This is a genomic window from Haliea sp. E17, from assembly GCF_048323675.1.
Taxonomy (GTDB): domain Bacteria; phylum Pseudomonadota; class Gammaproteobacteria; order Pseudomonadales; family Halieaceae; genus Mangrovimicrobium.
This window is the reverse complement of record NZ_JBLWFK010000007.1, coordinates 26560-52830: the sequence shown is the minus strand read 5'-3', so window position 1 is coordinate 52830 and position 26271 is coordinate 26560. Positions and strand designations below refer to the sequence as shown.

General features: G+C 65.1%; 18 protein-coding genes. 7 read left to right on the top strand and 11 right to left on the bottom strand.

Annotated elements, in window-relative coordinates:
• Window positions 1-228: 228 nt before the first annotated feature.
• From ACNKU3_RS17960 to ACNKU3_RS17935, 6 genes are all read right to left on the bottom strand, one after another.
• The gene (locus tag ACNKU3_RS17960; protein WP_418260937.1) at window positions 229-1095 is read right to left on the bottom strand and encodes an alpha/beta fold hydrolase; all 867 of its coding nucleotides are present in this window, start codon (window positions 1093-1095) and stop codon (window positions 229-231) included.
• 13 nt (window positions 1096-1108) lie between these two features.
• Window positions 1109-1597 (bottom strand): TIGR00645 family protein, encoded by a 489-nt coding sequence (locus ACNKU3_RS17955; RefSeq protein ID WP_418260936.1) that lies wholly within the window; start codon window positions 1595-1597, stop codon window positions 1109-1111.
• A 99-nt stretch (window positions 1598-1696) separates the two neighbouring features.
• Entirely contained in the window at window positions 1697-3361 is a 1665-nt protein-coding gene (locus tag ACNKU3_RS17950) for an MFS transporter (protein WP_418260935.1), read from the bottom strand.
• Between the two features lie 260 nt (window positions 3362-3621).
• Window positions 3622-4569, bottom strand: coding sequence for a TauD/TfdA dioxygenase family protein (locus tag ACNKU3_RS17945; RefSeq protein WP_418260934.1), 948 nt, complete (start codon window positions 4567-4569; stop codon window positions 3622-3624).
• A 180-nt stretch (window positions 4570-4749) separates the two neighbouring features.
• Window positions 4750-6951 (bottom strand): TonB-dependent receptor, encoded by a 2202-nt coding sequence (locus ACNKU3_RS17940; RefSeq protein ID WP_418260933.1) that lies wholly within the window; start codon window positions 6949-6951, stop codon window positions 4750-4752.
• Window positions 6952-7130: 179 nt separating this feature from the next.
• On the bottom strand, window positions 7131-8798 hold the full coding sequence (locus ACNKU3_RS17935) for an aspartate:alanine exchanger family transporter (protein ID WP_418260932.1): 1668 nt from the start codon (window positions 8796-8798) through the stop codon (window positions 7131-7133).
• Window positions 8799-9053: 255 nt separating this feature from the next.
• On the opposite strand from ACNKU3_RS17935, the gene ACNKU3_RS17930 reads away from it, so the two are divergent.
• Window positions 9054-11252, top strand: a complete 2199-nt coding sequence (locus ACNKU3_RS17930; protein ID WP_418260931.1) for a TonB-dependent receptor — start codon at window positions 9054-9056, stop codon at window positions 11250-11252.
• A gap of 90 nt (window positions 11253-11342) precedes the next feature.
• On the opposite strand, the gene ACNKU3_RS17925 is transcribed toward ACNKU3_RS17930, so the two are convergent.
• Window positions 11343-12389 (bottom strand): mechanosensitive ion channel domain-containing protein, encoded by a 1047-nt coding sequence (locus tag ACNKU3_RS17925; protein WP_418260930.1) that lies wholly within the window; start codon window positions 12387-12389, stop codon window positions 11343-11345.
• 181 nt (window positions 12390-12570) lie between these two features.
• Between ACNKU3_RS17925 and ACNKU3_RS17920 the strand changes: the two genes are divergently transcribed.
• Window positions 12571-13821: an MFS transporter gene (locus tag ACNKU3_RS17920; protein WP_418260929.1), complete on the top strand. Its 1251-nt coding sequence runs from the start codon at window positions 12571-12573 to the stop codon at window positions 13819-13821.
• 52 nt (window positions 13822-13873) lie between these two features.
• Here ACNKU3_RS17920 and fnr read toward each other — a convergent pair whose 3' ends face one another.
• The 4 genes from fnr to ACNKU3_RS17900 form a co-directional block, all read right to left on the bottom strand.
• Window positions 13874-14629: a fumarate/nitrate reduction transcriptional regulator Fnr gene (fnr, locus tag ACNKU3_RS17915; protein WP_418260928.1), complete on the bottom strand. Its 756-nt coding sequence runs from the start codon at window positions 14627-14629 to the stop codon at window positions 13874-13876.
• A gap of 83 nt (window positions 14630-14712) precedes the next feature.
• On the bottom strand, window positions 14713-16104 hold the full coding sequence (locus ACNKU3_RS17910) for an aromatic ring-hydroxylating oxygenase subunit alpha (protein WP_418260927.1): 1392 nt from the start codon (window positions 16102-16104) through the stop codon (window positions 14713-14715).
• Window positions 16105-16156: 52 nt separating this feature from the next.
• Window positions 16157-18034 carry a flavin-containing monooxygenase gene (locus ACNKU3_RS17905; protein WP_418260926.1) on the bottom strand — a complete coding sequence of 626 codons (1878 nt, stop codon included), beginning with the start codon at window positions 18032-18034 and terminating at the stop codon, window positions 16157-16159.
• A 254-nt stretch (window positions 18035-18288) separates the two neighbouring features.
• Window positions 18289-19131: a TauD/TfdA dioxygenase family protein gene (locus ACNKU3_RS17900; protein ID WP_418260925.1), complete on the bottom strand. Its 843-nt coding sequence runs from the start codon at window positions 19129-19131 to the stop codon at window positions 18289-18291.
• A 244-nt stretch (window positions 19132-19375) separates the two neighbouring features.
• Here ACNKU3_RS17900 and ACNKU3_RS17895 point away from each other — a divergent pair, with 244 nt between their 5' ends.
• From ACNKU3_RS17895 to ACNKU3_RS17875, 5 genes are all read left to right on the top strand, one after another.
• Window positions 19376-20794 carry an aromatic ring-hydroxylating oxygenase subunit alpha gene (locus tag ACNKU3_RS17895; RefSeq protein WP_418260924.1) on the top strand — a complete coding sequence of 473 codons (1419 nt, stop codon included), beginning with the start codon at window positions 19376-19378 and terminating at the stop codon, window positions 20792-20794.
• A gap of 115 nt (window positions 20795-20909) precedes the next feature.
• Window positions 20910-21482 (top strand): NapC/NirT family cytochrome c, encoded by a 573-nt coding sequence (locus ACNKU3_RS17890; RefSeq protein WP_418260923.1) that lies wholly within the window; start codon window positions 20910-20912, stop codon window positions 21480-21482.
• A gap of 25 nt (window positions 21483-21507) precedes the next feature.
• Window positions 21508-23109: a cytochrome c3 family protein gene (locus ACNKU3_RS17885; protein ID WP_418260922.1), complete on the top strand. Its 1602-nt coding sequence runs from the start codon at window positions 21508-21510 to the stop codon at window positions 23107-23109.
• Between the two features lie 19 nt (window positions 23110-23128).
• Entirely contained in the window at window positions 23129-24010 is an 882-nt protein-coding gene (locus ACNKU3_RS17880; protein ID WP_418260921.1) for a DmsE family decaheme c-type cytochrome, read from the top strand.
• Window positions 24007-26268 carry an MtrB/PioB family decaheme-associated outer membrane protein gene (locus tag ACNKU3_RS17875; protein ID WP_418260920.1) on the top strand — a complete coding sequence of 754 codons (2262 nt, stop codon included), beginning with the start codon at window positions 24007-24009 and terminating at the stop codon, window positions 26266-26268. The genes ACNKU3_RS17880 and ACNKU3_RS17875 overlap by 4 nt, the downstream gene beginning before the upstream one ends.
• Window positions 26269-26271 lie beyond the last annotated feature (3 nt).

The window sequence follows — 26271 nt, the reverse complement described above, 5'->3', positions numbered from 1 at the left end:
GTTATAGTATGCGGGCTTCAGGGGCGGCAGCTGAACGCGCCTGGGGACAGGCCGGCGCGAACACAGATCCTCATCAACAGTGTTGATGATAGAAGCGATGCCTATTGTGGCGAGCCGCGCCGGGGAAGACAACACCGGGGAAAAACCAAACACCGGTCAGTTACTCGCTTTAAACCGCTACGCAACGAAAGCCTGGTGCATCTGGCGCGACCGGACCGGGAGTGCGACTCAGCCAGCCGCCAGCAGCCGGTTAACCTGCGCCACCAGTTCCAGTGGATGGTCGATCATCAGGTGGTGGTGGGCCTCCGGCACGATCACCGCCTCGCCGGGGTTGCCGACGGCCTCGAGCAGGCTGCCGGGACGGCCGTCGCTGTGGAAGATGCTCTTGTCGCCGTAGATGAAATCCACCCGGGCGCTGATCCGGGCGAGATCCGCCGGGTCCAGCGCCTCGCCCATGTTCTTGGCGCGGGGATCGAACTTCCAGTGCCAGCCCTCCGGGCCCTGCTCGCAGGAATGCCAGGCGACGAAGTCCTGGATCACCGGGTCCGCGGCACCCTGGGGCGGTACCAGCCGGAAGCGACCCATGCACTCCTCGCGGCTGGCGTACATGCGGTGGTGGTCGCGCGGGTTGAGAACCGGCGGCGGCGGTATCGGCGGCAGGCAGACAAAGGAATCGACGATGATGCTGTGGCGGAACGCCGCCGGGGCCTGGTACATCGCTCGCAAGGTCTGGATACCGCCAAAACTGTGGGCCACCACGGTCACAGCCTCGAGGCCTTCCTCACGGAGGAACGCGAGAACGCCCTCGGTGTAGCTGTTTTCACCGTATTCTTCGAGGCGGCCGCTGTCCCCCATGCCGGGCAGGTCCACCGCCGCGATGCGGTAACGATCGGCAAAGAAGGGGGCGAGGAAACTCCACCAGTTGGCGTGGCCGGAGAAGCCGTGCAGCAGGAGCAGCACCGGCAGCTCGCGGCGCTCCCAGTTCCAGGCGAGGAAATGCACATGGCTTCCGGCGTAATCCACCGTACGGGATTCACCGGGGTGACGCAGGTTGTCGACGAACCAGTCCGGCGCGCCCTCGGGTAAAGCATACACTTGATTAACAACCTCAGTGGCGGGTGATCTTGTCCAGGTATCCCATCGCGAAGGCGGACGCCACGAAGGTCATGTGCAGGATCACGTACCAGAGAATCTTGTCATTGTTGACGTTCTGGGCGTCCATGAAGATCTGCAGCAGGTGAATCGATGAAATCGCCACGATGGAAGCGGCCACCTTGTTCTTCAGTGAGGTCGAGTCCATCTTGCCGAGCCAGTCGAGCTTTTCCGAGGATTCGGACAACTCCAGTTGGGAGACGAAATTCTCGTAACCGGAAAACATCACCATCACCAGCAGGCCGCCGACCAGGGCGAGGTCGACGAGGCTGAGGATCACCAGCACCAGGTCCGCCTCGGACATGGTCAGGATAATCGGGAAGACGTGCAGCAGTTCCTCGAAAAACTTGATGCCCAGCAACAGCAAGGCCAGGCTCAGGCCGAGATAGACAGGCGCCAGCAACCAGCGGGCAGCGTACATCGTACGCTCGATCAGCGACTCCATGGGGTTCCCCTGAGGACAAAAAATCACAAGTATGGAAAGGCGGGGACATCACTACCCGCCCGGCCATAATATCACGCCGTGCTGCGGATGCGACCTCGTTCAGTCCTGCATCTTCAGGGTCTCGTCGCCGCGGTCCGGCGCGTCATCCTGCCAGCGCACCGAACCCGAGGGCCGGTCGAGCCAGCGCAGCACCCGGATCGGTTCTATGCCGATATGCATCTCGTGGGCTTTCTTCAACAGCACCAGGTCGTCCAGGGTGCGCCGGGTGCGCTGGCGCAGGTAGTCGTTCCAGGTCGGCAGGCGGTAGCTCTCGGACCACAACTCCGGGTCCGCCAGGTTGCGCGACAGGGACCATTGGTAGGCGCCGCTACGGCTGCGCACCTGCTGCATCTCGCGCATCAGGTTGTAGAAGTCGCGCGCCTTGTCGGCGGCGATGCGGTACTGCAACTCGATGCCGATCGGGCCGCTGCGGCCGGTAATGCCCAGCTTGACCTCCGGGTCATCGAATACCCGGTCGTCCGATTCGGTGGACGAGGTGCGGTCGGCCACCGGCAGGAAGCGGCCCAGCACCAGCGAGGCCAGCATGAATACCGCACTGATCTGGAAGGCCAGGGACAGTCCGTGCACTTCCGCGAGGTGTCCCCACAGCCAGGCGCCGACGGAGATGCCGAGGGTGGTGGAAGCGGTAGATGTCGCGATGGCGCGGCCCATCACCCAGCGCGGCACGAACAGCTGTACCATGATGCTGATGCAGGTAATCATCACCATCCAGGCCATCCCCGCGACCAACAGGGTCACCAGATCGATAATCAGGTTCTCGCTGACCGACAGCACGCCCAGTGTCGCTGCGGCCACCACGCAGCAGATCTTGATGGTCTTCTCGTTGCCGTAGGCATTGCGCATGCGCTCGAGGACGAAGATTCCCGATACCGCGCCGACGCCATAGGCGCCCAGCAGGAGACCGAAGACACTGGCGTCGCCGCCGAGCATGTCCCGCGCGACCAAGGGCATCAGGGCCTGCAGGGAGGCACCGATCAGGGCCAGCAGGAAACCGCGCATGATGGCCCGGCGCACCGGGCGCATGTTCGCCACGTAGCGCAAGCCGGCGGAAATGGAGCGCATCAACCCCTCCGGCGGCAGGCGCGAGACCTCGGCCTCGCGGTTCCAGCGGCGCAGGGATTCGAGCATCGGGATATAGCTGGCGGCATTGGCGGCGAAGGCGATGGTCGCGCCAAAGGTGGCGACGATCAGGCCGCCGACCGCCGGGCCCACGCTGCGCGCCAGGTTGTAGCTGATGTTGTTGAGCGCCACCGCCGGCGCCAGCAGCTCCTTCGGCACCTGCTCCGCCACCGAGGCGCCGCGGGCCGGCGCCGCCAGGGCGTTGCCGCTGCCGACCAGGAAGCACAGGCCGAGCAGGACCCAGGGAGTCAGCAGGTCTGCCACCGCCACCAGGGTCATCAGGATCGAGGCCAGCAGGGAGAAGGCGAAGAACAGCATCTGCACCTTGCGCCGGTCCCAGATGTCAGCCACCGCGCCGGCGGGCAGGGCGAACAGCGCCATCGGCAGGAAGGTCGCGGTTTGCACCAGGGCGACATAGTCCGCCGTCGAAATGCTCGCCATCACCCAGGCGGCCGCCACACTCTGGATCAGGCTGCCGGTATTGGAGATGGTGTTGCTGATCCACATATTGCGGAACACGCCTTCGCGCAGGGGCGTAAATACACCCGCGCTGGCGGCGACAGCGGGCTCTGGCGGTTGCGACATAGGTTCTCCAGGAGGTACGACGGGATTGCGGGGCGCCGGCCCGCGGGGGCGGGGCCAGGGAGCAGGAGCACGGGAGTAATTATGGCGTGTTGGCTGTAAGCCCGCACAACCGCCTGGCGATGCGCTGCCGGAATCCGGCGCCTATAGTGCCACAAGCGGCTTTCCTGAGTCGATGCCGCAGGCGCGCGCTGCGCGCTGGCTGTGCAAAAATGCCGGGGCGCACGGGCCTCGCCCCAGGGCGCGGCGATGCCCGCTGCGGTTTACATGACGTCGGGGATCGCTGCGCCGCTCGGCTTGCTTTCAAAATAGCCGAGGCCGTAGTCGCCCGCGATGGTGGTGCGGTGCATCAGGCGTTCATACTTGGGATCGCAACCGCAGCCCTTGTGCAGCATGCGCCAGTTGTCCCAGACCACCATCTGGTCCGGCCGCCACTGGTGGTAGTAGGGCTGCAGCTTGTCGACGATCTCCTCGCACAGGGCGTGCAGCAGTTCATCCCCGGCCGGGGTCTCGTCCCCTTCCAGGCCCACCGCCATCCACGGCGAAACATGCAGCACCTTCTCGCCGCTGTCGCGCTGCCAGATCGCCGGGTGAATCGCCCGCGGCATGGAGCGGGCGATCTCCAGGATATTGCTCACCGGGTCGCGCAACTGGCGGAAGTTCTTCGGTACGCCGAAGCGCATGTGCTTGTACAGCAGGTCCAGGGTATAGATGACCTTGCGCTCCTCGAACTGCTCGCGCAGTTCGGGCGAGATCGCCTGGTAGAGCTGGATGCCGTCGGCGAAGCCGGTCCTGCCGCCCTCGGGCGTTATGGTAATGGCGCGCAGTACGCCGGCGCGGTTCAGTTCGTTGTTGTAGCAGTGGTCGAAGTGCCAGGGCTGCCAGGTGATCAGCGGCTCGCCGTCGATTTCCACGATCGCCAGGTTGGGCGAGGTCTTGAGTTCGATGACGCCGGGCATGGTGTCGCTGTCCACCCGGCTGACAATTTTTACCGGGTGCTCCTTGAGGGGACCGAAGACATTGCTCAGTGCCACCTGGAATTCGCTGGAGGGATTCTCCAACCCCTCGAACACGACCACGCCGGCGCGGATGAAGACCTCGCGGATTTCCTCGCGCACCGCTTCATCGTCCAGTGCGGCGCGGGTGAGGCCGCCGATCCGGGCGCCAAATGGCAGGTCATCCTGCAGGGGGTTGATGCTCAGGGATGTCATGGTGAATTCCTCTCGGCGGTGTCGCTGCGACACGCAGCGCTGATACAGGGACCGGCTGCGAATTGGGACTCAGGTTAAATAGCCCCCCCGGTCGTGGCAAGGCTGTGAATTGACTGGCAGGGCGGGGACATTCATCCCCAGGGGAAATGGCCGGCCCTGCGCGGGCCGGCCGGCTGTTACTCAGAAACGATAGACCATCTCGATGCCGTAGCGACGCGGCAGCGCCTGGTAGAGGTTGGTCCACAGGGTGTGCACGTAGGTGCCGGACTCCGCGTAGACCTCATCGGTCAGGTTCTTGCCCCACACCGAGACCTCCAGGTCCAGGTCGACCGGGCGCCAGGTCAGGCTCGCATCCCACAGTTCCCACTCGTCGATCATCAGGGTGTTCTGGTCGTTGATCGGGGTTTCATCGTTGTAGGTATAGGATACCCGGGTGGAGATATCGCCCGCGTCACCCAGCGGAATATCGTAGATGCCGGTGACGTTGTAGGACCACTCCGGCGCCTTGACCAGTTGCAGGCCTTTCGCCTTGTCCGGGTCCGGCACGCCGTCGAAGTCCACGTCGAGGGTCGGGAAGTCGTCGTACTGGGCGTCGAGGTAACCCACCGAAGCACTGATCGCCAGGTTCTCGATCGGCAGTATCATGAGTTCGAGCTCGGCGCCCTCGGTGGTAGCGGCGGCCACGTTGTCGATGCGGTTCTCGATACCGATGCTGCGGGTGCGCTGCAGGTCGTCGTATTCATTGTGGAAAATCGCCGCGTTGACCCGCGCCTTGCCGTCCCACAGGTCGGACTTCATGCCGATCTCGTAGGCGTCCACTTTCTCCTCGTCATAGGGACCGGGGGATTCGTTGTCGCTGGTGGTGCGGATGTTGTAGCCGCCGCTGCGGAAGCCCTGGGTATAGCTGGCGTAGAACATCACATCGTCCGTCACCTGCCAGTTCACGCCGACCTTGGGACTGAAGTTGGACCAGTCCTCATCGCCGGAATCACTCAGGTCACAGGAAATGCTGTGGCCGTCCGGGGGCAGGTTCACACAGTCGGAGAAGCTGGCATTCTTCGCTTCCTTGGTTTCCCAGGTATAGCGGCCGCCCAGGGTGAGGAACCAGTTGTCGATGAATTCATAGTCCGCCTGCAGGAACACCGAGGCCGACTCCTGGTCCAGGGCGCCGTCGGAGCGCAGGGCCGGGTCGCCGAAGAACAGCACGTTGTACTGCTGCTCCATGCTCTGCTCGAAGTAGTACAGGCCGATGGTGTAATCCAGCTTGTCATTGAAGGCGCGCGCCGAGTAGCGCAGTTCCTGGCTGAACTGGTCCTGCTCCATGGCCAGCCAGGCGTCGGTGGTCACCGCGGAACCGACGGAGTCGGTATCACCCTGGGAGTAATAGGACACGTCGCGGTAACCGGTAATCGAGGTGACGGTGCCCTCGCCCACCTGCCAGCTGATATCCAGCACGGCGGAGCTGACCTCGATGTCGGTGAGACCGTCGTAGCTCATGGTCACCTGGTCGGCGTTTTTCGGCTCGCGGTTGCCGAAGCTCTCGAACAGGAGCTGGCCGGGATATTCAATAAAGCGGGTCGCGGTACCGTCACCGCGGTGCTTGCTGTACTCCGTAATCAGGCTGATATCCAGCGCATCGGAGGGCTGCCAGCGCAGGATCGGGCGCACGAACTGGATTTCGTGGGCGCCATAGTCGTCACCGGTGACCAGGTTGTCGAAGTCGCCGTTCATGTCGTTGTACTGGGCGTAGATCTTGCCGGACAGGGTATCGGTGATGCCGCCCTCGACACCCGCCGCCATCAGCACGCGATCGCCACTGCCGACGCCGGCGCGCAGGACACCGCCAAAATCGCCGTTGGGCCGGCGTGAATTCATGATGACGGCACCGGCGGTCACGTTGCGTCCGAACAGGGTGCCCTGGGGCCCGCGCAGTACTTCCACCGACTCCAGATCAAAAGTATCCGGCGAGCCGCCGAGGTTTGCGCCGATGTACATGCCGTCCTGGAACAGGCCCACGGTCGGGTCGTTGGAGGCGATGGTGCTGATGAAGCCCATACCGCGAATGGAGAAGTTGGACACCCCGGGGAAGGCGCCGTCGGCGTCCAGGCGCACGTTGGGCATGGTCATACTGACGTCGGCCAGGCTCTGGGCGAACATCGCGTCGAGTTGATCGCCGTTCAGGGCGGAAATAGTGACCGGTACGGTCTGGGCCTCTTCGGCCGCGCCGCGCTTCCGCGCGGTTACCAGGACCTCTTCCAGCAGGCTGCTGGCGGCGCTGGCGCGGCGCGCGGGCGCGTCTTCCTGGGCCTGCGCCTGGAGCACGGGCGTGGCGCCGATCAGGGCCGTGGCAACAAATACGTACAGGGGCTTTCTAGCGAGCATGGAGTTCACCTCTTCTTTTTAAGTTATTGAGCCTTTATTGGTTTAATAATACAGCCAGGGATTATTAGCGCCGATCATAGGGGCTTGCGGCAGTCGTTACAATTGAGGAGAACTTTGACTATTACCGAAATGGCCGCCACTACAGGCCAATTTCCCGCCAGATCAAATTTCCTTGCAGCTCAGGCCAATGCCAGGACCAGGGGCCCGGCAATCATCAGCAGGATATTGCCAAAGGCGTAGGTGCCTGCGTAACCGATGGCGGGCACCGCGCTCTTCGCCTCCCGGGTGACCACGCTGAGTGCCGCACCGCTGGTCATCGCACCGGTGAGCGCCCCCATCAGCAGCGCCGGGTTGAGGCGCAGAAGGTATTTGCCGACGCCGTAGGCGATCGCCAGGGGTAATGTGGTCACCAGTATTCCGGCGACCACCAGCAGCGGGCCGGAGGTCTGCATGGTGACCAGGATGCTGCCCCCCGCGCGCAGGCCGACCCCGGCCATGAACAGCAACAGGCCGAACTCCATCAGCATCCAGCGCGCCGGTTCCGGCAGCCGGCCGAAAGTCGGGCGAATACTGCGCAGGTAACCGATGACCAGCCCGGAGGCCAGCAGGCCCCCCGCGGTGCCGAGCCCCAGGTCGATCACCCCCAGGTGCAGCGTCAGCATGCCCAGCACAACGCCGGCGGCGATGCCGAAGGAGAAGGTCACCATATCGGTTTCCGAGATATCCCGCTCCACCGCCCCGGCAAAGGCTCCCAGCAGGTCGATCCGGTCCGCGGGGCCCACCACCTTGAGGATATCGCCCTTCTGCACTTGCAGATTCTCGCTGTAGGGCAGGCGCACCCCGGTGCGGGTGACCTCCAGCACCAGCAGGCCGAAGGTCTGGGGAATGCGCAATTCAGCCAGTTCCCTGCCGAACAGTTCGCGGCGGGTAACGATGACCTGGGCGGTGTCGCGGTAGCGTTCCACATCGGACTGGGGATACACCTCGGGACCGATTTCGTGGATGCCCGAGGTAAACAGGCGCCGCGGCCCGACCAGTTCGACGATATCGCCCAGCGCCAGCCGGTCCTGGGGGCCGAGGCTGACCGCCAGCCCCTCGCGCAGCACCTGCAGCACCGGTGCCCGCTGGCAGTACTGCTCCTTCAATTCCGCGAGGGTCCAGCGGGTAAACGCGGGGTTGACCACCCGGTAGGCGCGCGTAGTGACCAGGGTCTCCGGGATCGCCCTGGCCTGGGCCTGCTCCAGCGCCCGGGCTTCCGCCACCAGGTCGATGCCCAGCAGCCGGGGCATGTAGCGGATGGCGCTGATCAGGCCGACCAGGCCAAATATATAGGTGATGGCGTAGCCGGTGGCGATGGCGTCGAGCAACTGCGCGGGCTCGATACCCGCGGGCAGGGCGACCGTTCCCTCGCGCACCGCGTTTTGCGCTGCCGCCAGTGTGGGGGAGCTGGTCAGCCCCCCCGCCAGCAGCCCCGCGGCCGTGCCCGGGGAAAAGCTCAGCAACCGCACCAGGACCACCGTAACGAGGACCGCGCTGATTGCCACCGACAGGGACAGGGCGAAGTAGCGCAGCCCGTCCTCGCGCAGCGCGCTAAAAAACCGCGGCCCGGCCTGGTAGCCGACCGAGAAAATGAACAGGGCGAATCCCACTGCCTGGGCTCCGGGATTCATGCGCAGGCCGAAATGACCGAAAAACAGGCCGGCGAACAGGACGCCCGCTACCGGGCCGAAAGAAAAGCTGCCGAGCCGCAGCCTGCCCAGCACATAGCCGAGCCCCAGGAGCAGGAACAGCAGGAGCACAGGCTCGCCGTCGAGCAGGTCCACCCCGGCCTCAACAATCCCCCGCATCGGTCATCCCACCCGGCTCTCACCCGTTTCACCATTGAGTATAGACAAGGGACCGGGCTCTTAAGTGGTAGCGTTGGGCAAACGCCCACCCCTCAATGAAACGGCTGCGTATCAAAACAGCTGCACGTTAAAAAATTTTAAGATATGCTTTCCCGACCTGCCCTGGGGAATGCAGCTCGCAGTGTCACGGTGTGATACAGGGTGGGAAGTTAGTACGGTATTACTCATTCAATAAATATAAATGGGGTAGTTCGCATGAAACGCACTCGCCTTGTTGCCGGGCTGGGCCTGGCAATTACGCAATCCCTGCTGGCCGTCTCCACCGCACAGGCGCAGCTGGAAGAAGTCATCGTCACCGCGGAGCGCAGGGAGGCTTCGCTGCAGGACACCGATATTTCCATGTCGGTATTCTCGGCAAACAGTATCGAGGAGCAGGGCATCCAGTCCTACCTCGACCTCTCGGCCATGGCACCCAACGTGCTCATGCACGAGATGCCCGGCAAGGCCGGCGGCGCCATCTCCATTCGCGGTTTCAAGAACGCGGAAACCATCTCCAGCTTCGAACCCAAGGTCGCCCTCTACCTCGACGGCGTGCTGATCGCCAAGGGCGCCGGCTCGGTGTTCGACGTCCTGGATATCGAGCGGATCGAGATCCTGCGCGGACCGCAGGGTACCCTCTACGGCCGCAACACAGTGGGCGGCGCGGTCAACTTCATCACCAAGAAGCCCAGCACCGACGAATTCTCCGGCAAGGTCAGCGCGACCCTCGGCTCCTACGACCAGCAGGACTTCAAGGCCACGTTGAATGTACCGCTGGGTGACACCCTCGCTGTAAAGGCCAACGTCGCTACACTGAAGCGCGATGGTTACTGGGAGAACCGCCTCGACAACAATAACACCCTCGGTGACCGCAAGCGCGAGGTCGGCCACTTCCAGCTGATGTGGGAACCCAACGACGACCTCAACTTCCTCTACTCCTTCGACAAGACCGACATCGACGAGGGCATGTACCCGCTGCAACTGGTCGCCTACGGACCAGCCCAGCCGCAACTGGCGGACTACGTCGACGACGGCCAGCAGGACTACCGCTACTTCGACCGCCTCGACACTTTTATGAAAGCCGACATCGAGGGCCACGGCTTTACCGTCAACTGGGGCATCAACGACAACCTCTCGGTGGTATCGATCACCGGCCTGCGCAAATTTGACGTCGACAACGGTCAGGACTCGGACAGCACGCCGTTCTACATCCTGCACAACTCTTCCGGTGACGAGGCGGAAACTTTCACCCAGGAACTGCGCCTGGTCGGTGACGCTTTCGACTCGGATCTCGAGTACGTGCTGGGCGCCTTCTACATGGACGAGGACATCAAGGGAATCTACGGCTACAACGCGCTGGGGATCTACGGTATCAGCTCGAACCTGGACTCCACCGCCCAGAACGAGGTCTGGGCCCTGTTCGGCGAAGGCACCTACAGCCTGACCGAGAAGCTCGACCTCACCTTCGGCCTGCGCTACACACAGGAAGACAAGGAGCAGACCCGCACCGACTCCACCGTGCTGCTGAGCACCGGTACCGTCGTCGCCCAGACCGTGCTGCCCGATGCCCAACAGGACTTCGACGACGTCTCCGGCATGGGCTCGCTGACCTACAACTGGACCCACGACCTGATGACCTACTTCAAGGTCTCCAAGGGCTATGTCAGCGGCGGCTTCAACCCGCGGGCACCCAATAGCCGCCCGGACCTGTGGCTCAATGGCTACGACGAGGAAACGGTGTGGACCTATGAACTGGGCTGGAAAACCACCTGGCTGGACAACCGGCTGATCGTCAACGGCGCGCTGTTCTACAACGACTACAGCGACCTGCAGGTCAACCAGCTGACCCCGACCGGCGACAACAACATCGACAACGCGGGCGACGCGGAAATCATGGGCCTCGAACTCGAGTTCACCGCGCTGATTACCGACAACCTCACCTTCGGCGGCGGCTACGGCTACCTCGACCCCGAGTACAAGACCTACATCAACGAAGGCGTACCGGGCGACCCCTCAGACGATGTCGACCTCAGCAACAACCACTGGGCCCACGCCCCGGAAAACACCCTGAACCTCTACGGTCGCTACGTGGTGCCGGACGTTCTGGGCGGCGACCTGGTGATGCGGGTGGATTACACCTGGGTGGATGACTACTTCCTGCTCACCGCCAACGGCCCTAACCTGGTGGACGGCAACACCGCCCCGAGCTATGACGCCTGGAACGCGCGCATCGCACTGGAAGAGGTCAAGGGTCCGGGCGATACCAGCCTCACCGTCGGGCTGTGGGGGCGCAACCTCACTGACGAACTCTGGTACACCAGTGGCTTCGACCTGACCGACGGTGCCCTCGGCTTCGCCGGTAAGGCACCCGCGCCGCCGCGCACTGTCGGCATGGATTTCATCTTCAACTTCTGATCGGGCTCGCCTGACACCAGAAACCCCGCGGTCCCTGGCCGCGGGGTTTTTTCTTGCCTGCACACAGGACGCCGCCGCGGGGGGCGGAGATCAATCGCCCGAACGGGCCCCGACCTGCTCCGCCAGCTGTGACTCCTCCGCTTCCATGCGCGCAATCACCTCCTCCACCACTGCCTTCTGCTCCTGGTCGAGCCCCTTCAGGTGGGCCTTCTCCCGCTTGATCTGCTGGCGCAACTCTTCCTGCCGCTGTTTCAAGTCCTCCAGGCTGGCGGCCTCCTCGGCCTCGTCGAAAATCTTCTCTTCCGGAGCCGGCGCCTCTTCCTCCGCCTGCTCCCGGTGCAGCACCGGCTGCGGCGGCATCACCCGCGCCTGCGGGTCCAGCTGGCGCTGGTTCATGTAGGACGGCGAGACAATCTCGATACCGTTGCCGTGGAGGTATTCGAGCACCTTCTTGCGCAGGTTCGAGCGCGCGCTGAGGGGGTAGTCCATCTGCGCCAGGAAACCGCAGATGCGGTAAACCACGGCGTGGTCGAGCAGTTCCTGGACCAGCACAAAGGGTTCCTGCAGGCCCGCCGCCTCCCCTGCTTCCAGCAGGCGGTCCTGGACGTCGGTATAGGCCACATCGTAGCCGATGGAGACTTCCGCGGAGATGATCGTGCCGTCGCGGTGCAGCACCGTCACCGGGTTGTTGACCAGCAGCAGGTTGGGCAGGGTGGCGATATCCCGCCACTCGGTCTGGATCTGGGTGTGCACCAGTGAGCGCCTGGTGACCCGCCCGAACTGGTCGTTCACCCGGATGTAATCGCCGGGGCGGAAAGGCCGGGTGAAATGCAGCACCACCCCGGCCATGGCGTTGGTGACAAAGGTGGTCGAGGACAGGGCAATCACGGCGGTCAGCACCACCCCCAGCAGGCTCAGCACCTGACCCTGGGTCTCGTCGGAGATCGGCAGGACGATGACCACGACCACCACGCCGAGGGACACCAGCGCCCAGACCAGTAGCTGGAACAGCGCCCCGGCAGTACCCTGCTGGCTGCGCCGCGCCACCCAGCCCGCCGCGCCGACCAGGGCGGCGGTGACGCCAACCACCAGCAGTGACGGCCAGAAGGCTGTCCACAGGTTCAGCGGTATTTCCACGCGTTGCACTCCGCCCCAGGATCATCCAGTGTGGGCAGCAGCTTAGCACTGTGCGGGACGCCTGCCGAATGCTGGCGCAGTTGTTGCAGCATTCAAACAACCCGAATGCGCGGCCCAGGGCGGCTGCCCATGCACCCTGAAGACGGAAAACTGCACCGAGGAGGTTCCTATCTGGTCCCTGATGCAACCAATCCGTGCAATTCTCACCAGCGTTGCACTGTTACTGCTCGGCAGCGGCCTGCTCAACACCCTGCTGTCACTCACCGCCAACGACCTCGGTTACCCCACCGGCGTCATCGGCCTGATCATGTCATCGTATTTCGCCGGTTTCACCTGCGGCACCTTTGTCAGCGGGCGCCTGATCAAGCGCATGGGACACATCCGCACCTTCGCCTTCTGCGCCGCCATCTGCGCCTCGATGGTGCTGCTGCACACCCTGTGGATCAGCGCCGCCGGCTGGATGCTGCTGCGCTTCGTCTACGGACTAGCCTTCGTCACCCTGATGACGGTCATCGAGAGCTGGCTCAACGCCCGCGCCGCCCGCGAGGAACGCGGCAAGGTCTTCGCCGTGTACATGGTGGTGAACCTCGGCGGGATCGCGCTGGCACAGCAGTTCCTGCGCCTGGATAACGCCACCCCCGATACCCTGTTCGCGATCTCGGCGATCCTGATCTGCTGGGCCCTGCTGCCGATCACCATCACCCGCAAGCCCCAGCCGCAGGTGCCGGAACGGCCCCGCAGCAGCCTGCGTGCGCTGCTCGGTTTCGCCCCGGCGCCGATTGCCGGCGCCGCCCTCTCCGGCCTCGCCATGGGCGCCTTCTGGGGCATGCTGCCGCTGTACGCCAGCCGCCAGGGCTTCGCGACGGCGGACGTGGGCCTGCTGATGAGCATGACCATCGTCGGCGGCGCCCTGCTGCAGATACCTATCGGTCGCTTTTCCGACCGCCACGACCGGCGCAAGATCCTCACCGGGGTGGCCTTCTGCGCGGCGGCGCTGGCGGTGCTGATGCCCCTGGCTTCCGGCCAAAGCCTGTTGATCGCCCTGTTCTTCTTCTGGGGCGGAATGGCCTTTTCGCTCTACCCGCTGTCGGTGGCGCAGTTGCTGGACCAGTTGCACCCGGACGAGGTGATCTCCGGGACCACCACCATGCTGGTGCTGCACGGCGCAGGCGCCGCGCTGGCGCCGATGCTGGCCGGCGGTGCCATGGACCTGCTCGGCCTCGACGGCCTGCCGCTGTATATCGCGCTGGTGCTGACCGCACTGGGCGGTTTCACGCTCTACCAGGTGCGCCGGGTCTCGGTACTGCGCATGGGTGAACAGGCGCACTTCGAGCCGATGGTGCCGACCTCCCACGAAGTGCTGGAAATGATCGAGAAGGATGCTGAGAAAGAACCCGGGACTGAAGCCGGGAGCGAAGGCGAGGCGCGCTGATTGCCAGGGGCCCCGGCGCCGCAGCCGGCGGATAGCGGTTCCCCGCTATCCCTCAGTTGGCGGTGAACTCCGCGGACAGGGCGTCCATGTCGAGGATTTCCACATCCTTGTTGTTGACCCGGACAATGCCGTCCTGCTGCATTTTGGTGAAGGTCCGGCTGACGGTTTCCACGGTCAGGCCGAGGTAGTTGCTGATGTCGCCGCGCGGCATCGGCAGGCGCAGGCGGGTGGCGCTCAACCTGCGCCGCGCATTGCGGCGGGAGAGGCTGAGCAGCAGCGCGGCGATGCGCTGGCGGGAGGAGTTCTTGCCGAGCAGGGAGATCAGCTCCTGCTCCACGTTGAGCTCCTTGCTGATCACCTGCATCAGGCGCCGGCGGACCGTGGGCAGGGTATCGCTGAGCCGCTCCAGCTCGGAGAAGGGAATCTCGCAGATCGCCGAGGTTTCCAGGGCCACCGCAGCGGAGATATGGCGGTTCTCGGCGATGCCGTCGAGGCCGACGATCTCCCCCGGCAGGTAGAAACCGGTCACCTGCTCCTGGCCGCCGCGAGTGGTGCGGTAGGCCTTGAGCGCGCCCGAGCGCACCGCGAAGACCGCGTTGAAGGCATCGCCCTCGCGGAACAGGTGGGCTTCGCGGCGCAGGGGACGGCCGCGCTGGATGATCCTGTCGAGCTGGTCGACGTCGTCGGTGTCGAGGGCCAGTGGCAGGCAGATGCCGCTCAGGCGGCAGTCGCCGCAGCGCACACTGGCGCTGTGGTCACAGCCGGACAGGACATCGATGGCCTCAACTCGGCCGGATTGCTCGCGCATGCTATCTCCGTGGGTGCGTCTGCAGAGCACACCCTGCGGATGATACGTGCTAGTTCCGGCATTGGCCAGAAGGCCGGGCCGGCTCAATCCAGTGCCTGCAAGCCCCCCATGCCCATGTAATTGGCGAGGTTGCGGTGCAGGTTGGAGACTTTCTGCTCCTGGTGCGGGTTCGGCAGGCAGCCGCGGAAACCGCGGGATTTGAGCCCTTTCTGCATTTCCACCATGTTGGAAATATCCTGGGCGATCACGTAGGGCCACTGCTCCGGGTCCTGCTCCGCGTACTGCCACTCGGTCGCCGGCTCCTCGCCCTCGGGGAAACGGTCGATCGCCACCGCCTCGAAAATGCACTTGTCGGGGTCGGTACCGTAGGGCCGCACCCGGTAGTAGAGGGCAAACGTCGGCCCGGGCAGGATGTTCATGTTGGGGAAAATGCTCTGCGCGAGGCCGGCGCGGGTCATCTGCTCGTCGCTGATCTCCGGCCAGGCCACACCGCGGGCGGCATCGTCGCGACGGGCGGATTCCAGCCAGTGGTGGTGTACCTCGGCGGGCGGTGTACCCTCGGGCAGCTCGTCCACCAGCCGCCTGGCGGCGTTGACCAGGGTCTCCGTGGTGCTGGCGCCGATGGTCTCCCAGAATTCCTCCTGCATGGTGGCAATGGTCACCCGCGCGTCCTCACCCTTGGCGGCGCGGTGTACGGTGGTATCCGCCGCACTGGCGGCGTCCGCGCTGCGGGAATCGAAGCCGTCGTTGCCGTGCAACCCCAGCGACTGGCTCCAGGCGTAAAAATCGCCGTACTTGTTCAACTGGGGATGGGTGGCGAAGACGTGGTAGGGCTCGAGAAAGGCCTCCAGCGCCACCTTCCAGTTGCAGTCGAAGATGCCCCACTGGCGGAAGCGGTAGCGCATCCGGTCGAACTCGAAGGGATCGAGCATGCCGGCAATCGGCGACAGGTAGTCCTGCAGCGATTCGCAGTCCGCGTCCATGTTGATCCAGATCCAGCCGCCCCAGGTATCCACCTGGACCGGGGTGAGGCCGGTGCGCTCGTCGCTCAGGGCGCCCTGCCAGTCCTCCCGGTCGAGGATAAAGGTCGCCTGGCCGTCGAGATCAAAGGTCCAGCCGTGGTAGGGGCAGAAAAAGCCCTGCTTTTTCTCGCCGCACTGGTCCTTCTTGCCACAGGCACTGTTGGCGCCGGGCGGCGTGCTGACCAGTTTGCGCCCCCGGTGCGGGCAGACGTTGTGGAAAGCGCGGATACGGTCTTCCGCGGCGCGCACGATCAGGATCGAGTCGTTGCCGATCTCGTAGTTGATGTAGCTGCCGACCTCGGGAATTTCCTCGACCCGGCCCGCCTGCTGCCAGACTTTCGCCCACAGGCAGTCGCCCTCGCGCTCTGCGTAGTCGCGGGAAATGTAGGCATCCACCGGGTAGATCAGTGGGCTGCCCAGTTGTTCTTCGCTGACATTGAATTGCTGGTCCATCATTCGCTCCCGGTATTATTGAGGGCACGCTGTGCGTGCAGGTTTGCGCTGGTCAGGCAATCTCGGCGATGGACGCTTCGTCCATCTCCAGTTCCAGTCCTTCCAGGCCACCCTTGAAGCGCCAGTTTTCCAGCAGCGCCACGAAGGCGTCCCAGCCGGGGCCGTACACTTCGCCGAGGTAGAAGCGGTAGCGTTCGTTGCCGTTTTCATCGACGTCGGGCTGGCCCTCGTTGTTGAAATAACTGGGCGTACACTCGCGAATCCACTCGGTGCGGTCGATCTCGGTGTCGCGCAGGTGCTGCACGTAGGCGTTTTGCGCGGCTTCGGTGACCTCCCCGGCTACGGCGCCGCGGCGCTGCAGTTCGCCGATGATGAAGGCGATGTGCTCCGCCTGGGTTTCGAAGTTCTGGGTCAGGGTCGAGTTGAGCCCGCCCTGGTTGAGGCCCACCAGGTAGAGGTTGGGGAAGCCGTGGGTCATCACCCCGTGCAGGGTCTTGTAGCCGCCGGCCCAGTTGTCGTACATGGACAGGCCGTTACGACCGGTAAACTCCTCGAAGCCCCAGCGCCGGTCGAGGTCGCTGGTTACCTCGTAGCCGCTGGCAAAGATGATGCAGTCGCAGTCGAATTCCTCGCCGTTGGCGATAAAACCGTGCTCGGTGAGTTGCTGCAGGCCCTGGGTTTCAGAGACATCGACCAGGCTGACATTGGGCCGGTTGAAAGTCTCGTAGTAGTTGTCGTTGGAGGTCGGACGCTTGCACTGGTAACGGTAGTAGGGCTTGAGCTGTTCCGCGGTCTCCGGGTCCTGCACGATAGCGTCGACCCGCCGGCGCAGGCGCTCCATCACCCGGAAGTCCATGACATCGCGGCGCTGGGCGTACTCGGCCATGTCGGGATAGTAGCCATCCGCGTTGAACTCCTCGGTCAGGCGGTGGTTCACCTCGGTCCAGATATCGACGATCTGGTCCTCCTCGCGGTCGAGATAGCGCTCGTTGGCCCCGCGGTGGAAATTGGCCCGGCGTGCCGCCTGCCAGCCCGGCTGCAGGGAGGCCGCCCAGGCGGGATCGGTTTCCGAATTGCGCCGGGTATCGACACAGGACGGGGTGCGCTGGATCACATAGAGGTGCTTCGCGTACTTGCCGAGGAAGGGCACCAGCTGGATCGCAGTGGCGCCGGTGCCGACAATGGCGACCTTCTTGTCGGCCAGCTTGTCCAGCACGGGGTTCTTCTGGCTGCCCCCGGTGTAGTCGTAGTCCCAGCGCGCGGTGTGGAACATGTGGCCCTTGAAGCCATGGATGCCCGGGATGCCCGGCAGTTTGGGAATGTTCAGCAGGCCGTTGGCGACGATCAGGTGGCGGGCGCGGATATCGTCGCCCTGGCGGGTTTTCACATGGTAGCGCTTGAGCTTCTCGTCCCAGGTGATGCTCTCCACCAGGGTGTGGAACAGGGCGTTGTCATACAGCCCGTAGCGGCGGCACAGGTCCTGGGCGTATTCGCGGATCTCCCAGCCATCGGTGAATTTTTTCGAGGGCATGAAGCCGGTTTCTTCCAGCAGCGGCAGGTAGCAGTAGGCGTCGTTGTCGCACTGCAGGCCCGGGTAGCGATTCCAGTACCAGACGCCGCCGAAATCACCGGCGTGGTCGATATTGCAGAAATCGTCGATGCCCGCCTTGCGCAGCTGGATGCCGGTCACGATGCCGGACCAGCCGCCGCCGAGGATAACGACCTCGATGTCCCTGGCTACCGGCTCACGCGGCGCGAGCGGGGTGTAGGGGTCGCCCTCGTAGGTGTAGGCGAAGTCGTCTACCGGCTTGACGTACTGGGCCTGGCCTTCCTGGCGCATGCGGCGGTTGCGCTCCAGGGCGTATTTTTCCTTCAGTGCCGCGATATCGATTTCTTCGGCGGTTGGCAGGTCCACATCGTAGAGGGTCATTGGGCTATCTCCGGGAAAGTCTGTGATTCGTTATTCGGATTTAAATCAACACCGTTGTTCATAACAGTAGGTGATACGCGGCGCGATCACATTGATCCAGATCAAGAAACCGCGCCCTCCTGGAATCAGCCGCCCTGCAGGGTGGCCACTTGGCGGACACCGGGGCGCCCGCGCGCACTTTCCCGAGGACAAAAAAAAGCCCCCGGAGACAGGGGCCGAGCTTAACAACGCTCTAGTCGGACCGGATGGGAAAATCAGGCGAAGGGTTCCTCCCCCGCCGTCTTGGTGCGGTGCAGCAGGCGCCCGCAGTCGGGGTCGTAGGGCATGGCGCGGTGCATGGTGCCGGTGTTGTCCCACATCACCGCATCGCCCACCGACCATTCGTGGCTATAGACAAATTGCGGCTGGGTCGCCCATTCGCGCAGGCCGTGCAGGAGTTTCGCGCTCTCCATCCGGCTCATGCCGATGACCTCCTGGGCGGTGTTGCCAAGGATCAGGGATTTGCGCCCGGAGCGGTGGTTCCAGACCAGCGGCAACTCAACCTCGCCCATCGCCATCCACTGTTCCAGTTGCGCCAGGGTGGGCTCGGGGGTGTGGTAGAGCTGGGTATTCCACATGGAGTGAATCACCCGGAGGTTCTCGATTTCCTGCTTTTTCTCCTCGGGCAGCGCATCGTAGGCGGCATAGGTGTTGCAGAACTCGGTATTGCCGCCCCAGGTCGGGAGCACTTTGCTGGACAGAATCGCCGCGCCGATCGGCTTGCGATTCATGGTGCCGTCGATATGCCAGTACAGCGAGCCCTTGAGGTAGTCACGGTTGGGATTCTGCCGCTTGTCCAGCGAGATGTTGTAGACCTTCTGTCCCTGCATCTCGGGCATGAACTCGCCGATGGTGGCGGTAAAAGCAGCCTGCTCGTCATCGCTGAAATTGATCCGCGGGAACACCAGGACGCCGCGCTGTTCCAGCAGGTCGCGCAGGTCTGCGGCGTATTCCCCGCTCAGCAGGTCCGGCTTGCCCAGCAGCACCCGGCTGCCGATGAGGGGGGATATCTCGTCCGCCGCCAGGCGGTTCGAATTGTTTGCCAGTGCTGTCGTCACGCTGGACACCTCCAATCAGGGTTTTATCGTTAGCTGCCCCGGTGCTCGCCGCCACCGGGCATTGGCCGCGGCGAAACTGCAGGACGCCTGCCGGAAGCGGGCGCTCTGCCCTGTTTCACGGCCTGGGTTGCGATCTATCTTGCACCCGGCTTTGTAGCGGACCCTTGATCCAGATCAACGAATGCCGCGGTAGCCGCACCTAAGATGGCGTCCATAAGCAGTGACGCATAATGAGGCACACACCATGAGCGCATCCCTTCAGCCCGTACTCGACCAGGATTCCGACAGCAAACGCGAGGCCGCCAGCGCCTGGCCAGAACGCTGGCAGACCTTCGCCCAGGGCGTCGGCGTGGACCGCTACATCGACCCGGCATTTGCCGCGCTGGAGTTCGAGCGCCTGTGGAGCCGCGTCTGGCAGGTCGCCGCCCGCGTCGATGAAATTCCCCACCGCGGGGACTTCACCACCTATACCATCGGCGACCAGTCGATCCTGCTGGTGCGAGTGAACGAACAGGACATCAAGGCCTACTACAACTTCTGCCCGCACCGCGGCACCGCCCTGGGCGAGGGCTGCGGCCACTTCCAGGACGGCAGGATCATCTGCCCCTTCCACGGTTGGCGCTGGAATCTCGAAGGCCAGGTGCAGATGGTCCTCGGCCGGGAGGAATTCGCCGGCGGCCAGCTGCGCGACGAGGATGTGGCCATGCGCGAGGTCCACTGCGAGGTCTACGCCGGCTTCGTGTTTATCAACCTGGCCGAACAACCGCAGTCCTTCGAGGCCTTCATCGCCCCGGTAAAACAGTTCCTTGATGACTTCGTGCTGGGAGAAATGCGCCCGGTATGGTGGAAGCGCGCCGAAATTCCCTGCAACTGGAAAGTGGCGCAGGAGGCCTTCTTCGAGGCCTACCACGTCTCCGCCACCCACCCGCAGCTGGAGAAGGTGGGCAGCGAAATCGTCTACGGCGACCGCCAGGACGGGGAGATGATGTTCGAGAACCTGACCTATGTCGCCCAGCCCAACGGCCACGGCCACTTCTACGGCGGCGACAAGACACCGATCAGCGGCCACGTGCAGGAACCGGTGCCGACCGCCAGCCTGGTGGAGGCGATGGCCGCGCGCATGAATCTCACCGCCGAGGGGCTCGGCGCGATGATACTGAAAGAAGACATCGAGCTGCTGCTCACCCTGAAGGACGCTGAGCTGCCGGCAGACGCCAACCTCGGTGCCGAGTACGTCAAGCTGCAGTACGCCAAGGCCGCGCAACAGGGCCGGCCCATGCCGAAACTGAGCCCGGAAACCGTCGGCAAGTGGGGCGGCGTGAACTTCATCTTTCCCAATATCCTGATCCTGCCGCAGGCAGGCAATGTCGCCATGTACCGCGCCCGGCCGCACCCCACCAACCCCGACCTGTGCGTCTTTGAAATCCGTTCGCTGAAGACCTTGCCACAGGGCGAGCTGGCGCAGCGCGCGGTAGTCGAGGAAGTGGTCGATTCCACAACCGACCTCGGCCTGATTCCCCAGCAGGACCTGGCCAACCTCGGCCGGGTGCAGACCGGCCTCCACGCCAGGGGGATGCAGCGCGCCTGGCTGGCGGAAAACCAGGAAAAGCTGATCCTCAACATGCACCGGGAGCTGGACAACTACCTGTTGCAGGCCACCTGAGCCGGGGCCGCTCCCGCTCCTGGCAATAAAAACATCCCGGCGGATATTGCATGGCCGGAGGTGCTGGACTACCTTTATTTCCACTAGTTTTTTAAGGTTTTTTTAAGGGGAAGGAATGCTGGCGTGGTTGCGCGGTCTGTTGCGACCTTCTCCGCGGTTTTCAGTGCTGGCACTGGTGGCCGCGGGGCTGGTGCTCGGCGTGGTGGGTGTGCTCGCCTTCAACGCCACCATGCACGCCACCAGCAGCGAGGCCTTCTGCACCAGCTGCCATGAGATGAGCAGCAACCCCTTCGCCCAGCTGCAGGAAACCAGCCACTTCAGCAACGCCAGCGGGGTCAGCGCCAGCTGCTCCGACTGTCACGTGCCGCACGAATTCCTGCCCAAGATGATCCGCAAGATCGAGGCTTCGCGGGAAGTCTGGGGGCATCTCACCGGCATTATCGACACCCCGGAAAAATACATTGCCCACGCCCCGGCGATGAAAGCGCGGGAAATTGCCCGACTGCGGGCCAACGACTCGCAGGAATGCCGCAACTGCCACAACGCCGGGCGCATGCTGGCGAGCGCCCAGTCCGCGCAGGCGCGCAAATACCACATGGCCATGGAGAGCCAGGGCAAAACCTGCATCGACTGTCACACCGGTATCGCCCATCCGCTCAATACCGCGGGACTGGCCGACCACAACTAGCCTGACAAGCGCGAGGAGCCCAGACATGGACAAGGTTTTTGCAACCGCCATATTCGCCAGGCTGACCGGCGGGCGGTTCGCGCTGCCCGGACTGCTGGCGCTTGCACTGCTGCTCGCGGGCGGTGCACTGCAGGCCCAGGACAAGTTCGCCGAGGGCGGCAGCAGCCAGTGCCTGGGCTGCCACGACTTCGGGCCCGAATCCCCCGTGCACCCGATGCTGCAAAGCCCCCACGGCGCCGCGGACAACCCGCGCACGCCGATGGCCAACGAAGGCTGCGAAGCCTGCCACGGCCCCAGCGGTAACCACGCCGCGGCACCGACCCAGGTGTCTCCCGGGGTCAGCTTCGGCCCCCGCTGGACCGCCAGTACCGGCACCCAGGACGGCCAGTGCCTCGCCTGCCACAAGGACACGGCGCTGGCCCACTGGGACAGCGCGCCGCACAACCGCTCGGACCTCGCCTGCACCACCTGCCACGACATTCACCACCTGCCGGACAAAGTGCTCGCGGCGGACACCCAGGGCCAGGTCTGCACGGTCTGCCACAAGGTCCAGCGCGAGGGCATTCACGGCCTCTCCAGCCACCTGGACAGCAACCCGGCCTGCACCACCTGCCACAGCCCCCACGACGCGAGTCCGCCGCTGGCGACCACCCTGGAAAACCGTTCGGCGGGCTGCCGCAGCTGCCACGACCTGGTGGCCATGGCCAGTGCGGCCGACGTCAGCGACAAGGCCAAGAGCTATCACAAGGTGATGGCGCGGCAGGATCGCAGTTGCCTCGACTGTCACCAGGGAATCGCCCACGCACCCGCCGACTCCGTGGCCCCGATGGTGCCCACTGCGGTGGCCAGCAAGACCGTGCACCTGTTCTTCCCCGGCCAGTCCGACAGCGAGTGGCTGCTGGGCAAACACCCGGGCTCCCAGCCCCTGCGCCACGGCGCCAGCTGCCAGCAGTGCCACCGCGGCGAGGAGGCGCGCATGGGCGCCAGCCTCGCCGGCGACTTCCAGCCGGCGACCCGCGATGTCCGGGTCAGTGTGTCCCGGGCCAGTGGCTCGCTGCGGGTCGAGCTGGACTGGCAGGGCCCGGCGGATGACGCCGATATCGCCCTGCTCTGGGGCGACGACAACACCCCCACCATCCAGCGCGCCGGCTGCTTCGCCGCCTGCCACAGCGATATGAGCGGCATGAGCCGCGACCGCGGCGAGGAGCGCGGCAAGTACCTGCTCGGCGCCCTCGCCCAGCAGCGCGCCATCGGCCGCCCGGCCCTGTTCAAGGACGCGGACGAACTGCAGGCGATGCGCGACGCCGGCCAGTTCGGCGAACTGTGGCGGGTACAACTGGCCAATGGCAGCGCCACATCCGTCCAGACCGCCGTCCTGCTGACGCCGCCGGCCTGGAACTCATCCTCTGCCCTGAGTGGCAGCGCCAGTTACCGGGACGGCCGCTGGCGGGTCAGCCTGAGCCGCCCCATGGCCGGCGGCGATGGCCTGAAACCGCTGCTGCAGGACGGCACCTACACCTTCGGCATCGCCCTGCACGGCAAGGACAACCCCGGCGGACGCCACTGGATATCCCTGCCGCAGACGCTCGGCTTCCAGGGTGATGACAGCGACTTCCGGGCGCAGTAATACACCGGCGATGATAGCGATGCCTGACAGGGGAAAATGGTTCCGCCGGACGCTGTGCTCACTCGCGCTGCTGGTGAGCGCGCTGGCCGGCGCGGCGCAGGACTGCCTCGACTGCCACCTGGCCAGCGCCGACCAGCCGGTACTGGCGATACAACACAGCGCCCACGCGGCCCTCGCCGGCGGCGGCAACGAAGCCTGTCGCGCCTGCCACGGCGACAGTGCCGGCCACATTGCCGCCCCCGCCAGCAGCGCGCCGGATTTCAGTTTTGGGCCCCACTGGCCGATGCCTGCAGCCGAGGGCGGCGCCCGCTGCCTCACCTGCCACGCCGGGGGTGAACAGCTGCACTGGGCGGGCAGCGCCCACGCCGCGGCGGACCTGGCCTGCACCGACTGCCACAGCCTGCACCGCCAGTCGCAGCTCGCGCCAGCGCCGGACCCGGCGACCTCCGGCTGCCTGACCTGCCACAGCGAGGTCCGCGCCGAACTGCGCCTGCCCTCCCGGCACCCCATCGCCGAGGGCAAGACCGCCTGCACCGACTGCCACAACCCCCACGGCTCGCCGACTCCCGGCGAACTGGCGGCGGTGACTCTCAACGACACATGCTTCACCTGCCACAGCGAAAAGCGCGGACCCTTCCTCTGGGAGCACCCCCCGGCCAGCGAGGACTGCAGCCTCTGCCACCGCCCCCACGGCTCGGTGCACCCGCGGCTGCTGACTGCCCGCGGTCCCGCCCTGTGCCAGCAGTGCCACGCCGCGGCCTTTCACCCCAGCCTGCCCTACGGCGGCGAGGGCGTGGCGGGCGCCGCGCCGAACCAGAACCTGCTGGGCAAGAACTGCCTGAACTGCCACGGCCAGGTACACGGCTCCAACCACCCCTCCGGGGCGAGGCTGACGCGGTGAACGGCGCGCGCCGGCTGGGAGCTGCGCTGCTGGCCTGCTGCGCCGGCCCGTCGCTGGCCCAGTCCGCGGACAGCCCGCAGGAGGATCCCTTCGCCGCGCTGCTGGCGGAAACCCGGCCCCTCGCAACCCGCTGGCAGACCGACTACCGGGGCACCCTGCAGCTGGGAGCCGGCTATACCAGCGCGGACAATTTCATGTTCGGCCAGTACAACGGCCTCGAGCAGAAAGGCGCCAGCCTGATCGGCGCGCTGCAGTGGAAGGATTACAGCAACGCCGACAGCCACTGGGACATCCGCCTGCAGGACCTCGGCCTGCCGACCCGCGAGGGCCGCGTGGCCTGGGGCATCGGCGAGCGCCTGAAGGTCACCCTGGAGCTCGACTCCCAGCAGCAGGTGCGCAATGACAGCGGCGCCACCCCGTTTCGCGGCGACAACCAGCTGCGCCTGCCGGACAACTGGCAGAGCGGCCTGGTCACCGGGGATTTCGCCGCGCTGCAAGACAGCCTGCACGGTTTCAACCGGGTCCTCGAACGGGACCGCTACCGGCTCGCCGTGGACAGCCGCCTGTCGCAGCAGTGGTCGCTCTACGGCAGCTGGCAATACGAGCACAAGGAGGGCACCGGCGATATCGGCGCCGGGATCTACATCGACGCGGCCTCGGCGGACGCGGCGCTGCTGCCCTACCCGGTTGACTACCTCAGCCAGGAGGGCGAATTTGGCCTGCGTTTCAGCGACGGCGGCCTGCAGGTCGACGGCAGCATTCACTACAGCGCCTTCGACAACGACCAACGGCTGCTCAGCTGGCAGAACCCCTACAGCAGCTACGGCCCGGCGGTGCGCTATCCCGATGGCGAGGGCGGCCTGGCGCTGGCCCCGGACAACGACCAGTGGAGCGGCCGGCTGAGCGCGGTGTGGCTGCTGCGCCCGACCCTGCGCCTGACCCTCGACGGCAGCTACAGCCTCGCCCGCCAGGACGACACCCTCGCCGATTACAGCGTCAACCCGCTGCTCACCGTTACCGAAGCCGTCCCCCGCAACAGCCTCGACGGCGAGGTCGCGCAGTCGGTGTTCAACGGCAAGCTGTGGTGGCGCCTGCTGCCGAAGCTGGAAGCCGAGGGCTGGGTCCGCATCCGCGACCGCGACTACGACGTGCCCCGGGACCGCTACCTGTACATCCGCGGCGACGGCGCCGACCAGCCGCGGGACGCCCTCGCGGTCTACAACAGCGCCCACGACTACCTGTCCCAGTCCCTGGGCGGCGAGCTGCGCTACCGCATAAACAGCCGCCACCGCCTGAGCCTCGAATATGCCTACGAGGAAATCGACCGGCGCAATGCGGCGGTGGAAACCACCGAGGAAAATCGCCTCACCCTCGGCTACCGCTTCCGCGTGCTCGACGGCCTGCAGGCGCGGCTGGAACTGGCCGGTGCCGACCGCGCCGCCAGTACCTACCACTGGGACCAGTCCTACTACGCGCTGCTCGACGCCGAACTGATCAACGTCACGCCGGACAACCAGCGCTTCATTAACCACCCGCAGCTGAGCCAGTACTACCTCGCCAACCGCGAGCAACTCGCCGCGAAGGCCGGCCTCAACTACAGCCCGGCGGCGCAGTGGGGCCTGGACCTCGACCTGCAGTGGCGCGACGACGACTACGACCAGAGCGATCTCGGGCTCACCGGGGCGCAGTGGCAGAGCCTGCAGCTCAGTGCCAGCTACCACCCCGCCGAACAGCTCACCGCCACCGTCTACGGCGGCTACGACCGCTACCGGGCGGACCAGCGCTCGCGCGCCTTCCGCGGCGGCCAGGAGAAAAATGCCTTTGCGCTGACGCCCCCGCTGCCGCAGGCCAGCGACCCGACGCGCAACTGGACCCTGGCGGCGGAGGACGAGAGTTTCAACCTCGGCGCCTCCCTGCACTGGCAACCGGTGGAGCGTATCGAGCTGGAAGTGGCCTACAGCTACCTCGACAGCAACGCGGCACAGGCCATGGCGGGCAAGGGCGCCAGCGACCTCTCGGTGGCGGACCTGCCGGACATCGAGACGCGCCTGCACCAACTGACTATTGGCGGCCAGTGGCACCTGCGGGACGACCTGAGCCTGGCGCTGGACTACCAGTACTACCGCTACCAGAGCGACGACTGGGCCTGGCAGGGCGTCGCGCCCAACACCCTGGACAAGGTACTCGGTTTCGGTGAGCGCAACCCCAACGAGGCCGTCAATTACATCGGGGCATCGGTGATTTATCGCTGGCGATAGGCA